This is a genomic window from Enterocloster bolteae (genome assembly GCF_002234575.2).
Taxonomy (GTDB): domain Bacteria; phylum Bacillota; class Clostridia; order Lachnospirales; family Lachnospiraceae; genus Enterocloster; species Enterocloster bolteae.
Map to the genome: position 1 here is coordinate 3,411,338 of NZ_CP022464.2, position 14,151 is coordinate 3,425,488.

General features: G+C 51.6%; 9 protein-coding genes and 3 tRNA genes. All 12 read right to left on the reverse strand.

Going from position 1 to position 14,151, the window contains the following annotated elements:
- Positions 1 to 198 precede the first annotated feature (198 nt).
- Positions 199 to 2,118 (reverse strand): sensor histidine kinase, encoded by a 1,920-nt coding sequence (locus CGC65_RS16000; protein ID WP_002564395.1) that lies wholly within the window; start codon positions 2,116 to 2,118, stop codon positions 199 to 201.
- Positions 2,115 to 4,640, reverse strand: coding sequence for an ICP22 family protein (locus CGC65_RS16005; RefSeq protein ID WP_002578364.1), 2,526 nt, complete (start codon positions 4,638 to 4,640; stop codon positions 2,115 to 2,117). Before CGC65_RS16005 ends, CGC65_RS16000 begins: the two co-directional genes overlap by 4 nt.
- 12 nt (positions 4,641 to 4,652) lie before the next feature.
- Positions 4,653 to 5,360 (reverse strand): response regulator transcription factor, encoded by a 708-nt coding sequence (locus CGC65_RS16010; RefSeq protein ID WP_002564397.1) that lies wholly within the window; start codon positions 5,358 to 5,360, stop codon positions 4,653 to 4,655.
- A 379-nt stretch (positions 5,361 to 5,739) separates the two neighbouring features.
- Positions 5,740 to 5,812, reverse strand: a tRNA-Thr gene (locus CGC65_RS16015).
- A 67-nt stretch (positions 5,813 to 5,879) separates the two neighbouring features.
- A tRNA-Glu gene (locus CGC65_RS16020) sits at positions 5,880 to 5,951 on the reverse strand.
- Positions 5,952 to 5,961: 10 nt separating this feature from the next.
- Positions 5,962 to 6,035: transfer RNA gene (locus tag CGC65_RS16025), tRNA-Pro, on the reverse strand.
- A gap of 108 nt (positions 6,036 to 6,143) precedes the next feature.
- Complete coding sequence (locus CGC65_RS16030; RefSeq protein WP_002564398.1) at positions 6,144 to 6,338, reverse strand: heavy-metal-associated domain-containing protein; 195 nt, start codon at positions 6,336 to 6,338, stop codon at positions 6,144 to 6,146.
- A 112-nt stretch (positions 6,339 to 6,450) separates the two neighbouring features.
- Positions 6,451 to 7,548: a hypothetical protein gene (locus CGC65_RS16035; protein WP_002564399.1), complete on the reverse strand. Its 1,098-nt coding sequence runs from the start codon at positions 7,546 to 7,548 to the stop codon at positions 6,451 to 6,453.
- Between the two features lie 39 nt (positions 7,549 to 7,587).
- A complete protein-coding gene (locus CGC65_RS16040) occupies positions 7,588 to 9,078 on the reverse strand; it encodes an MBOAT family O-acyltransferase (RefSeq protein ID WP_002564400.1) in 1,491 nt (496 codons plus the stop codon).
- A 60-nt stretch (positions 9,079 to 9,138) separates the two neighbouring features.
- On the reverse strand, positions 9,139 to 9,444 hold the full coding sequence (locus CGC65_RS16045; protein ID WP_002564401.1) for a metal-sensing transcriptional repressor: 306 nt from the start codon (positions 9,442 to 9,444) through the stop codon (positions 9,139 to 9,141).
- Between the two features lie 89 nt (positions 9,445 to 9,533).
- Entirely contained in the window at positions 9,534 to 11,918 is a 2,385-nt protein-coding gene (locus CGC65_RS16050; protein ID WP_002564402.1) for a heavy metal translocating P-type ATPase, read from the reverse strand.
- A gap of 245 nt (positions 11,919 to 12,163) precedes the next feature.
- Positions 12,164 to 14,137: a PTS sucrose transporter subunit IIABC gene (locus tag CGC65_RS16055; protein ID WP_002564403.1), complete on the reverse strand. Its 1,974-nt coding sequence runs from the start codon at positions 14,135 to 14,137 to the stop codon at positions 12,164 to 12,166.
- Between the last annotated feature and the right edge of the window lie 14 nt (positions 14,138 to 14,151).

The window sequence follows — 14,151 nt, forward strand, 5'->3', positions numbered from 1 at the left end:
GTTTTTCCTCTTCTTTTGTATTAAAAACAGCGGTCTGTTTTCCCTGAAAACGGCACATTCCATATGCGGACGGTTCATCCTGAAAGCAAAAACGCCGGCTTCCTTCTTTAGCTGAAGGAAACCGGTGCTCTTTGCATTAAACCATCTGTATTTTATTTTACCACGCTAATCCGGGATTTTTACCACGTTTAACAAAATTTAAAGTTCACCGTCTTTCACTGCGTCCGGCAGGAATATTCGGGCGGAAAAACTATCCGTATACCATGTTGTCTCAAATGTCCCCCTATACTCCCGGACCACCTGGCTCATAAGCTCCATACCATACCCATGGGCCCGGCTGTCCTCCTTACTGGTACTTCTGCCTTCCTCACGGGGCAGGCTGCTGTTGGTGCACAAGATAGTAAGGCCGGTTCCAACCCGCCCAATCTCCAGGGAAATCCATTTCTCCCCATCCTCCGGAAGCCGGCTGCAGGCTTCTATGGCGTTATCCAGAAGATTCATCAAAAGCGCAGTGAGATGGGCGTCATGGACCGCCAGGCTTCCGGGCAGCCTGTCCCCCTCTGCTTCCACGTATATCCCCTGGCTCCTTGCCGTTCCAAGCTCCACCGCCAGGATGGAGTCCATAAGGATATGGCCTGTATATTCCCCATTCTCCATGTCCACCGTGGAAGAAACAAGCCCTTTCAGATATTCCTTCAGTTTATCGGTCTCCCCTGTATCCAGATAATGTTTAATCAGGGTAAGCCGGTTGCGGGTTTCATGAAGCTGCTTTCTGGTTCCCCTGATATACTCCTGCTGAAGGGCACCATATCTGGCTCTGGCTTCCAGCTGGACCTGGGACAGCTGCTGCTCCATCTTAAGCCTGAGGCTTTCCTTATAGGTCCGATCCACATCATATATCATAATCCCGCCTGTTATGAGGATAATGACTCCGCCAGCCAGCTCTGCGAACCACCCTGTCAGCACCGGTTCATGGAGTGGGAACATCTTCCCTGCCACAAGGGCACACATAAAGACACTGTTTCCGGCCAGCACGGCAAGACAGCAGGGACGCTTCTTACAGACAGCCCAGCCGGAAGTGGCCAGCAGCCAAAAAGCAGTGAACCACTTATACAATCCAAGTATATTGCCATATGTGTACAAGGCTCCCGCTGTCTCAGCCGGAATCAGAGGCTGGATAAGGACGCTCAGACAAATTAAAAAACCTGCCGCGCAGGCGGGAACATATACTCTCCCAGGCAGGCCGCAGATCTGCCACTGGATCCACATCATAGAAAAAAACATCCCATAATAACAGAAGCGCTCCGCCAGCAGGACCCAGTACATACTCTCCGACATTACCTGGAACAGGGGCCAGGCCGTGCTGCCGCAGAAACAGAAGCAGAGAAACGCCATCGCCCCATATGGCCTGGAAAACCGTCTGACAGCCCCCAGGCACAGGCACATGGCTCCAATGAGAAAAGCCGCCATAATTGCAGCGCCATGGATTAAAAGCCGCAGTTCAGAGGTTCTGGACACCAGCTGCGGCACGCCAAAAGCCGGCGGATATACCATGCCGCTGTAAAAATGGCTGTCATCCTCCGCCTCAACTACAATCTCAATTCTGTCCTTAGCTGTGAATGTTACCATGCTCACCGGGGGACGGGGCCCCATGTCCCCGTTTATGTTCCCGTCCATGCCCACGCTCTGCTTCAGCTTACCGTTCACCCAAAGTCTCCAGCGAGAGTAGACCGGTGTCAGCTCCAGTCCGTATTCCTGCTCATGCCCCTCTGTGAGGATCACTGTCCTATAGGTTCCTTTCCCGTGGGGAGAAGCCTCCCGATCCCCCAGGTCAAAGCCTCCATACCTGCCTATGTAAAAATATGCGTCCGGAGTATGGTTTTCAATTTCATCCGGGGACAGCAACTTGTCCTGGTAGAAGGACCAGCCGTCCGTAAGATAGAACATAGGGTGCCTGCTGTACCACTGTTCCTCCAGCCATATAACACCATCCCTGGAATATGGGCGGGGACGGGTATATTTATTATCCTTTTCATAGCAGTAATAGAAAAAAGCGAAGCTCAGAAGGATTACAGCTGTTATCAGCAGGAACGCCTGCTTCTCTCTGACTTTCATCATGGCTTCCTCCTGCTCCTTCTTTTGTACCAGGATAACACCGCTATACCCGCTGCCGCTCCCAGGACAGTACGGAAGATGAATCCTGAAGGATTATCCCTTTGAAGGCGGCCGGAGTCCGCATCCATACCCTCTCCGGCAGGTTCCTCCCGGTTTTCAGTGGCATTTTCTTCCAACAGATTCCCTGTCCTCAAACCATCTTCGTGAAAGGAGTCTTCTGCTTCCCCGCCACCGTATGCCCGGCCGTCTTCTCCAAGCGCTGAACCGGAGGCCCCCGGCCTATCCCCTGCGCCTGCGCCAGACGCGTCCCGCGCGGCCATGCCTTCCTCTATGGAAGGTTCCTGTCTGCGGATTTTGTCCGCAGCTAAAGGCCCGTTTGGGTCTGAGCCAGCCGCCGCGGAGGGCTCCTGTGTATCGGCGGCAGCCGTCGTGGAGAGTCTCTGTGTACCGATCCTGTCCGCAGTACAGGGCTCTGGTATCCCGGCGCACTTCACAGCAGATGGCTCCAGGGACAGAGTGCCGTCCCCATCTGACGTGCCGGATGTTCCGTCTGCTTCTGCGGTTCCCCTGCCGTCACTGTCAGGATCCCCTGAACCGCCAAATTCATCCCCCGGAGGAGGCGCGCTGTTCCAGGGCGGAAGGTCTCCCTGGTCATCCCGGTCATCCCCGTCACGGTCTCCATGGCCAAACCGGTCTGAGTCATTCTCATAATAACCAAAGGATTTCACCGATGACAGCCCTTCCATGGAACCTCCGGTGACAGCAACACAGAACCGGTATGTATGATTAAATTCAAGTCCCTCCACAGTGATTGTCAAGGGATCTATCTGCACAGAGCATCCGGGCATAGAGTCTGCGTCCTGCCATGTATCCCCTCCATCTGCTGAACAAAACAGCTCAATCCTCTGTGCGTCCTCTACAGGATTCAAAAAATACAGTACAGCCATATCCTCCATCCTGAAGATTTCCTCAATATGGACCGTTTTAGGGTCCACAACATAAATCTCAATCTCAATTTCCGGTATCTCTATAAAAAACCAGTCGGGATACCCCTCCGCTTCTACCATAGCCCTGTAAACCCCTGGCTCTGAAAGTTCCTCAGGCAGGTCTTTCCAGTTCAGCGTAAAATCCCGGGTCCACATTTTCCTTTCCCCTGTGGGATCGCAAAATACATATGACGCCGACGGCGCCAGCTTATCATACAGCCCCTGACAGTCTGTTCCCGCTAATACGCTGACCCCGTTTTCATCCAGGCGGCCATCAAGATAAATCTCCCTTGTAATCACCTCAGACTGTTCGGGCAAGGGAGTCACCTGCGATGTGTCCACAATGAGCACTTTATCCGTGACAACGGAACTGCCCTCCGCCTCCACCAGGCAAAGCTTAAGCTCTACCGGCGTGTCTGCCTCAATGCCCACTGAGTTTTCCCCTTCTGCCTCAATATGGGCATACTGCAGGCTGCAGTCCCCCTTTCCCGTCCACTTTAAGGCAATGCTGTTGTCCCCGGAAACTCCGATATAAGCGTTATCTGTCTGAAGCGCATATTTACCGTTTTTCGTTTCTGAAATCTCCACCGCAACCGCTCCGTCGCCCTCTGCCCATACCCCGGCACCATTTTTAAAGGTGGTTTTTCCGGATATCTGAAACAGCGCTTTGTCTCCTGCCGCGCCCTGGAAACGGATGGGGCCGTCCACAAACAAATTCCCCTTGTCAGACACAACGATGGAATATCCATTCATATTCACCACGGCTTCATCTTCCGGAGCAATATTCAAATCAACTGAACCTGCAACAAGAATATCCCCTGTAAGGCAAATCTCCTCCCCGGTCTCCAGAAGGGTTAAAAGTTCCTCCACAGTGCCGCACTGGACCTCCTCATCCAGCGGTATCTCAATCATCTGTAATTGAATTTCCGGCTGACGGATATCTCCGGGATTCTCTAACTCCTCCTGATTATGGCCTGTCTGTCCGGAATCCGGATGTTCCGGATTCTCTCCCTCTATATCTTCTCTGTCCGAGGATGGCGGGTTTTCTCCCTTTCCGTTTTCTTCGTCCGGGGATGGCGGGGTTTCTCCCTCTCCATCTTCTCCGTCCGGGGATGGCGGGGTTTCTCCCTCTCCGTTTTCTCCGTCCGGGGATGACGGGGTTTCTCCCTCTCCATCTTCTCCGTCCGGGGATGGCGGGGTTTCTCCCTCTCCGTTTTCTTCGTCCGGGGATGACGGGGTTTCTCCCTCTCCGTCTTCTCCGTCCGGGGATGACGGGGTTTCTCCCTCTCCGTCTTCTCCGTCCGGGGATGGCGGGTTTCCCCCCTCTCCGTTTTCTCCATGCGAATTTTCCGGCGCTTCCCCCCGGCTTCCTTCTCCGTCCGGGGATAAAGAGGCATCCTCTTTTCCATCTTCTCCTGTGGATAATTCGGACATATCCCCGTCACCGACCATACCATAAGCTGGAAAAATTACTGTTTTTCCAGCCAGAAAGCCAGCCAGTACCACTGTCAATACAATTCTATAATACGTTCTCCTCATCTGTCCCACCGTCTAATCTTCATTCTCATCCTCAAACATCACAAGCTTATATCCCAGTGCACGTTTACATTCTATATCCGCTATCAACTCTCCGTCTGCATCCTGCAGCTTCTTTCTCAGATTAGATATATGAACCCAGACTGTCCGTATATCCCGGTTGGGCGCCATATCCCATATCTCCCTGTAAAGCTCCCCGGACTCCATATATCTTCCCCTGTTTCTCATCAACGCGGCCAGGAGACGGTACTCCTTTGGCTTTAAAAGCATGTCTCTCCCATCCAGATAAGCCCGCTGGCTCTTCACATTCAAATATAACCTGCTGCCGCCCTGGTGGATATCTTCCCCGCCCCTGCGCTCTAATCTTCGGAGATGTGCCTCAATTCTGGCTGCCAGCTCCTCAATATCATAAGGCTTTGTAATATAATCATCACCTCCGGCCCGGAGCCCCTGGACAATCTGACTGCTCTCCCCCAAGCTTGTGAGGAACAGAATCGGCCCCTGAAACTGCTCACGCAGCCTTCTGCACAGATCTACCCCGGAACCGTCCGGCATCATAACATCCAAAACCAGCAAATCCGGATTATCCCTGAGAACACACGACTCCGCCTGGCCCAGTGTGGAAACCGCCGTAACCTGATAGCCGCGCTGTTCCAGCTGTTCCCTGTTATATTCCAATATATCCGGTTCATCCTCTCCTAGCAGAATATGATATCCCTTCATCACAATTCCTCCCAGCTTTCTTGCGCCATCTCAAATCCATTCAGGTCCGGGAATCTTATTGTATCTCTATTCCCCCAGCCTTGGTCTTTTGGATAAGACAGTCGGCAGATGTTTTAACTCAATCATTCATTATACCGAAAAATTTTGTTTTACAAGCAACATTTTACCACATATCCTATCAGATTAACAGAATAAGGGACTTTTTCTAAATACGCAGACATTTCCATCTGCCTTATTGTAGTATACTTTTTAGCAGGAGTGAAAAACAAGACAAAAAAAATAGCTGGTAAACATTAAAAGTTTATCAGCCATGAAAGAATGCTTAACTAAATATCACTATCCTAATAATATTGCCTGCAGACACAAGGAATTTTTATCAAGCCACTGGCCGGACTCGAACCGGCGACCCACGCATTACGAATGCGTTGCGCTACCAACTGCGCTACAGTGGCATCCGAACAGCAATTGCCATTCCTTTGATGCAACAAGGCTGCTGCCTAAGCAACAGCCTTGCCATCATGACCTGACCGGGAATCGAACCCGGGTTTACGCCGTGAGAGGGCGTCGTCTTAGCCGCTTGACCATCAGGCCTAAAGGTAAATCGAGGCGACGTGATTCGAACACGCGGCCTCTGCGTCCCGAACGCAGCGCTCTACCAAACTGAGCCACGCCTCGATACCTTTGGTAGTATAATACATTTATTCCAGAAAGTCAACCATAAATTGTCAAAGTTTTTAAAATAATTATGATAATTTCCGAAAAGCCCCAGTTACAGGTTCTGTACTACACTTCCACCGCGGTAAATCCAAGGTCGTCTAAAATCTCCACTGCCTTGGCCTCGCAGTCCTTATCCCCGTCAATGGTCACTGTCTTGACGGACAAATCCACCGTATTCTTAATGCCTGCTCCGTCCAGTCCCTTCTTAATCCGGTTCACACAACCCTCGCACATCATTTCCTCGCACTTATAAGTTTTCATGTTCATTCTCCTTTTCTGTTTTTATATTAACAGGCTTTCCCCGCCCTCTGGAGGCAGGGACGCCATCCTGTCCGGCTGTCATGAGGCTGTCATGACTTTCTGAAACATCCCGTCATTCATAAATGCTGTCATAATCATAGTTTGCATAGAAATCCGTGATTCTATCAAAATAGCGGTCCACATTGTCGTTTGTAAGCATATGCTCTCCTGCCGCCATCCATTCCAGCAGCTGGTCACCAATGTCCTCCGAGTAGTGGATTACATCCATATAATGGTCCAGATTGCAGGTAATGTCAAACTGGTCGTCAAAGGCAAAGAGACGTATGTTTCTGCACTCCAGCAGCATACGGGCCATGAGGCGGTATCCCTCCATCTGCCGTTCAAACTCCCCTTTTACCATCAGCTCGCTGTCCCACCAGCTGATGCTGTAGGGCGGAATAAAGTAGTAAAAGGTGACCTGGGGATTGGCCCTGGCCGTGGCCAGCACATTCTGTTCCAGGTTCTCCATGACCGTACGGCGGTCTTCTTCTGTAAAAGGAACGGTTTCATTTTTTTGCGGCTCCCGTTCATATGTCTTTAAGACAGCCTTCCTGCCCCAGTCCCGCTCCGGTGCCCAGTGCATGTATTCGTCAAAGGTGGTGGTCTGCCCGCCTGCCTTTGTCCTGGCAAAAACACCCTGAATAGTGCCGAAGATCACTTCCTTGTTGAAAATATAATTCACATCATTAAAGGGATTGTCATCCGTCAGATAATCGGGGGAAGGAGCCGCCGGATTTTGCTGGTCCTTCTGATAAAACAGGAAGCTCCTGTCAAGGCTCCTGCACACCACCTTTACCTGGGGGTTATAGGACAGGGCCCTTCTCACAGCCTGGTCCACCTCCTTATAATATCCTCCCGCATATGGTATCTTGACGGATGACACGCCGAAAAGACTGTCAAAACGGCTGGCTTTAAAATTCTCCATCATGGATGTCCCTGTTAGCACTGCGTCGTATGTAAAATTGCGGCTGATACCGTCATTCTGGTACCGTTCGCTGTCAATTGGGTATGCCAGATGTTCAAGGGGCTTGTGATAGTGGAAAAAAGGATCCACCCAGACCACCAGTCCGCCAAGCATAACCATCATGGCCAGTACGGCTCCCACGGTAAACCACAGCCATCTCCCATACCTCATGTCTTCTGTCCCATTTTCCTGCTTTTGTGTATCCAATATAATCTCTCCTGTAGCTGTTTATTCAAATAAGCCTAATTAGAACTGAAAATAAATGAAGCCGGATATTCCTGCCAGGGACAGGACGGACCAGACCAGAAGGAGGGCTGTTCCCGCTCCGCGAAGGAAGGTGGGACGAAGCTCTGTCTCCCCCATATTCCTGGCATTCATCACCAGGCAAAGCACGATTCCATACAGCCCCAGCACGGTAAATACCCGGTGGCCTGTCAGCCAGAGAGGCAGTTCCACCATTTTGAAGCTGTCCATAAAGGACGGATTAATCTGCATGTTTCCAAAATCCAGCAGCCGTTTCAAAAACAGCTTTGCCTGGGATATGCTCTCTGACCGGAAGATAACCCAGGTCAGGTTGACAAAGAGAAAGGTGGCCATCCATCTAAAAGCCGTGTGCAGATTCTCCCACTGCCGTTTAAATACACGGTTAAGGGCCTGGGCAGCGCCGTGAAGCGCCCCCCACAGGATAAAGGTCCAGGCAGCGCCGTGCCAGAAACCGCTTACCAGAAACACTATCATGATATTCATGTAGGTGCGCAGGCTTCCCTTCCTGCTTCCACCCAGAGGAAAATAGATATATGTTCTGAGGAAACGGGTCAGTGTCATGTGCCAGCGCTTCCAGAATTCCACCGGAGACAGCGCTTTGTAGGGAGAATTAAAATTAAGGGGCAGTTCCAGGTTGAACATCCTGGAAATTCCCATGGCCATGTCACAGTAACCGCTGAAATCAAAATACAGCTGGAAGGTGTAAGCCAGCATGACCAGAAACGCGTCTGTGGAGCTGAGTATCTCCACCTGGGCATACCCCCAGTTTACCGGCCCCGCAAAAAACTCAGCCAGGATGACCTTCTTAAACAGTCCCACGGCCAGTATCATCAGTCCCTCTGCCATATTGCGGGAATCTGCCTTCAGGCGGGAGGGGTCCTTAAGCTGGGGAATGAACTCTCCGTGCAGGAGAATGGGTCCCATGGCTATCTTGGGAAAATATACGGTAAACAGGAAATAATCCCAAAAACTGTAATCTCCTGTCTCCATGCGGAAGGAGTCAACCAGCCACGCAATCTGCTGGAAGGTAAAAAAGCTGATCCCCACCGGAAGGAGAAGCCTTGTAAAGGCAATGTCCTTTCCCAGAAACGCGTTCAGGTTCTCTATAAAGAAATTCGTGTATTTAAAGTAAAAAAGCAGGGCCAGATTGGCGCATATGCCAAATACCAGAACCATCCTACTGCCGGGCCTGCCGCTCTTTTTACCATCCGTCCTGCCGGGCGTCTTACCATTTCCTTTGGCTGTCTCCTTATTTCCTTCTCCTGCCAGCACTCTGGAAACAGCCCAGTTAAATACCGCGCTTCCCACCAGCAGTCCCAGATACCATGGATTCGCGTAGGCGAAAAATACCAGGGACATGGCAGCCAAAAATCCTCTGGCCCATGTATGGCGCTTCATCCGGCAAAGCCCGAAATATCCTGCCAGCACAGCCGGGAGGAATAATAATAAAAATAAATATGAATTAAACTGCATGTATCGTTTCGTTTCCTTTATCTCTGGTTTCTATAATTGTTTTCTATGTCTGGTTTCCTGTTATTTCATCATCTTCTGCAGGGTCCTGCAAAGCTCCTCCACCGTGGCGTCGCTGTCGCCCCGGCGGATATCATCCACCACGCAGCTCTTGATGTGGCGCTCCAGAAGCACCTTGTTAAAGCTGTTAAGGGCGGCCTGGACCGCTGCCACCTGGGTGATGATATCCACGCAGTAGCGCTCGTCCTCCACCATGGACTTGATACCCCTTATCTGTCCCTCTATCCGGTTCAGCCGGTTCATGAGACCGCGTTCTTCCGTCACTTCCCTGTGTTTATGGCGGCAGGTGCAGCCTTCTTCCTGATTCATGTGATCCTCTCCTTTTACCTTACTGTTCCTGGGGGAAACCGCCCCTGTTCCGGACAGGAACGGTTTCCCCAGGTCTTTTAAGACCTGTGCTACAGCTTCAGATTCCTGAGTCTTAAGGCATTTCCCACCACACACACTGAGCTTAAAGACATCGCAAATCCTCCCAGCATAGGGCTTAAAAGCGGGCCGCCCAACAGGTACAGCACTCCGGCTGCCACCGGGATGCCCAATGAGTTATAGAAAAACGCCCAGAACAGATTCTGCTTTATATTCCGGATGGTTGCCTTGCTCAATTTGACAGCCCTGTAGACATCCATCAGGTCAGATTTCATCAGCACCACATCCCCTGACTCCAGGGCAATATCGCTGCCGTTTCCAACCGCACAGCCCACATCCGCCTGTACCAGCGCAGGTGCGTCGTTGATGCCGTCACCTACCATCATAACTGTTTTTCCCTCATTCTGCAACCGGTTTACCACCTGTGCCTTATCTTCCGGAAGCACCTCAGCCACCACCTGGTCCACATGGGCCAGCTTACCGATGTACTGGGCCGTTTTCTCATTGTCACCTGTGACCATGTAGACGGTCACTCCCAGACCCTTTATTTTTTCCACTGCCTCCACACTGGTTTCCTTAATTGTATCGGCCACACACACGATTCCGGCCAGACGTCCGTCTATCACAACATACATGGGGGTCTTTCCTGTATTGGCGTACTCTGAGGCTGTCTTTTCCGTATCCTGGGATACAGGCACATGGAGGTGGTCCAGGAGACGCCGGTTGCCCACTGCCACCTTCCATCCCTTCCAGGTAGTGATGATGCCTGCCCCGGTGATGCTCTCAAATGCTTCGGGCATGGCCAGGTCCATCTGCTTCTCCCTGGCGGCGTTTACAATGGCCTGGCCCAGGGGATGTTCCGACATCTGTTCACAGGAAGCTGCGATTCCCAGAAGGTGCTCCTTTTTCTCGTCGTCAGAGGCCTGAGGTTCCCTGACGCTGTCCTTGGAAGCACTGCCTTCCCGGTTCTCACCCGCGGCGGGCAACACAGCCCCCGGCACAGAGGAGGATTCCAGTTTCCACACCTGCTCCACCACAGCACCGCTGATTACATTTACATCGGTCACCTTGGGCTTTCCCTCTGTGATAGTCCCTGTCTTATCCAGTATGACGGCATCCACCTTATGACAAATCTCCAGGGCCTCGCCGCTTTTAATCAAAATGCCGTGCCCGGCTCCCACTCCGGTTCCCACCATAATGGCCGTGGGCGTGGCAAGCCCCAGCGCACAGGGGCAGGCAATGACCAGTACGGCCACGAATATGGTCAGCACAAAGGAAAGTTCCTTTCCTCCCAATATCCACCACAGCAGGGCCGCCACCAGGGCAATTCCCATGACTGCGGGAACAAAGTATCCGGCTACCTTATCCGCCAGCTTGGAGATAGGGGCCTTCTTGCCCTGGGCATCCTCGATCATCTTAATGATTTTAGACAGGGTGGTATCGCTTCCCACATGGGTCACTTCCACCTCCATGGCTCCATTGTAATTCATGCTTCCGCCGATCACGCTGTCCCCCGGCTGTTTCTCCACCGGAATGCTCTCTCCGGTAAGCATGGATTCATCCACGCTGCTGCTGCCCTGTACAAGTATACCATCCAGGGGTATCCGGCTGCCCGGTTTTATAAGGATATGCTGTCCCACAGACACCAGGGAGGTCTCCACTTCCCTTTCCATGCCGTTCTCATAGAGAATAGCTGTGTCCGGCGCCAGCTCCATGAGCTTGCGTATGGCCTCAGATGTCTTTCCCTTACTGCGGCTCTCCATGAATTTGCCCAGCATGACCAGGGTGACCACCACGGCCGCCGACTCGTAATACAGCTGGTGGGCCTTCATGTGATCTCCGGGAATGCCAAAGGTCATCACAAGGCTGTAAATAAATGCGCTTCCCGTACCAATGGCCACCAGGGAATCCATATTGGGATTGCCCTTAAGCAGGGAACGGATGCCTACCAGATAGAACTTACGTCCGCAAATAAGAACCGGTACAGTCAGTATCAGCTGGGCCAGGGCAAAATTGAGAGGATTCTTATCCATCTGCATGAACGCCGGCAAGGGCAGGGTAAAGGGCAGCATATGACCCATGGAAATGTAGAGCAAAGGCACCGCAAAACAGATAGCTGTAACCACCCTGCGCTTCACAGCCTCCAGCTGTTCCTCCTGCTGCTGCCATTCCTCTTCTTCCTTTTTCTTGTTCTGTTCTTCCTCCACAATCAGGCTGGCAGAAAAACCCGCCTTGGATACCTTCTCACAAATCATTTCAGGTGTCACCTGACTCTCGTCATAGGTAATCACCATGCGGTTGGTCGTCAGATTCACATTACTGCTCTCCACACCGTTTAACTTTCTCGTAACACGCTCCACTGCGCTGCTGCATGCGGCACAGGACATTCCGTCTATATGATATTGCTGCGTGGTCATATGTTTCACTCCTTCCTTATACCCCACCTGGGTATATTGCAATTATAGAGCACTAACCGCATATTGTCAATAGGTAGTATGCCCGGAATGAAAAAATTTACTATATATACTGATTCAGCAAAATTTACGATTACTCAAAAACAGACAGATGCACGGCGGGGATAATCTTGTATCCCTGGGTACATCTGCCTGTTTTCTTATATGTAATCTGCCTCCTCATCCCTTTCCATTTATAACAGCTTATATCAGGAAAGCTCTGACCCGCGGGTTCCCTTCTGTCCAATCCGTATTTCAAATCCAGCCCCGGCCGTCACGGCCTCCCCGCTTTTTACGGCTACGCTTTCTCCTGTGGTAAAAATAACCATGGTGGTCAGATCTTTTCCAGTCTTCCTCACTTCCTCCAAATCCACGTCCACCAGACAATCTCCCCTGCGTACCTTCTGTCCCTGGGAAACATGAAGGCGGAATCCCTTTCCTCCCAGTTCCACTGTATTGATACCAATGTGAATCAGGATTTCCATTCCATTCTCCGTGCGGATTCCCACTGCATGGCCCGTGTCAAAGGCTGCTTCAATTGTACCGTCTGCCGGTGAAAGGATACGGCCGCCGGTAAGCTCCACCGCAAAACCGTCTCCCAGCACCCTTCCAGCGAATACCTCATCCTTTACCTGGTCCAGAGGCAGGATATGTCCGTCTGCCGGAGAAACCATATCAGATACTGCTTCTCCTGTTATTTCATCCGGCATTTCACCGGCATTTTTTCCTGTCAACTGATTTTCCCGGAACTCTGGGTCATGGGGTTCTCCGTCCGCTTCCAGCACCTCCTGTGGGATGCCGAAAAGGCATGTAAGGAAAAAACAGCATGCAACGGAACACAGGGAAATGATGAAATACCACATCAACTGGTTTCCCTTGTATATATACATCAGATATGAAGGAAGCACCGCCAGTCCATAGGAATTTGACTGTATTCCCAGCACGGACAAAAGCGCTGCCCCCAGGCCGGACGTAAACAGCATAATGACAAGGGGACGGAGATTGTAACGCAGCTGGATTCCAAACAGCACCGGTTCACTGATTCCGAACAGCTGGGACAGCATGGCCCCGATGCTGGTGGATTTTACACTCTGTTTCCTGGATTTCACAAAAAAGGCAAGGCAGGTTCCCACGTTGGCAAAACCGTACATGGCGCATAAGGTAATGACAGGGTTAAATCCGGTATTGGCCAGCAGAGAGGTTTCTATCATGGTATAGGTGTGATGGAGTCCTGTAATCACCAGCAGCGGATAGGTGGCCCCAATCAGGAATCCCCCTATGCCAAAGGGCAGGTGCACCAGCATCTCCACAATGGTTACCAGCTTAAGCTCCACCACATGCATGACGGGTCCGATTCCCAGCATCACCACCAGAAATGTTCCCAGCATCACCAGAAAGGGAGTCATAATCAGATCCAGGGCATTGGGCATAATTTTTCTCAGCTTTTTTTCCATGGAAGCCCCCAGAAACGCTGCCAGGATAGCTGTCAGAACGCTTCCCTGACAGCCTACAATGGGGATGCGTGAAAATGCCATCACTGCCTCCACGCCGCTGCCAGGAGTAGCCACCGCATATGCGTTGGGAAGGCTGGGGGATACCAGCATAAGCCCGATGACCAGGCCGATGACCGGAGTTCCTCCAAACACCTTGAAGGCCGACCAGCATATAAGGGCCGGAAGAAAGGCAAAGGCAGTCTCTGTAAGCACGTTCACCAGGGTCACCACATAGTCCGGTATGATGGATGCGGATAAGCCCAGAAGGCCCAGCACATTGTCATTGAACACACAGCCCTTAAGTCCCAGGAACAGACCGGTAGCTGCAATCACCGGAATGATAGGAATAAAGATGTCGCCCAGCATGCGCATCATGCGCTTGACGCCCTTTTGCTGGTTCTTTACCAGTTCATCCTGCTCCTGCTTGGACAGGGTATTGAGTCCCAGCCCTTCCATCTCCCCATAGACCTTATTCACAATCCCTGTGCCCAGGATAATCTGGTACTGGCCGGCGTTGAAGAAGGTTCCCTTGACCATCCCTATTTCCTGAAGCTTCTTTTCGTCAATCCGTTCCTTATCCTTTACTATCAGTCTGAGTCTTGTGGCGCAGTGGGTGGCTGACAATATATTGTCCTTTCCCACCGCCTCCACTATCCGGCCTGCCGCATCCCTGTACTGATTCCCTTCCATCACGATTCCCTCCG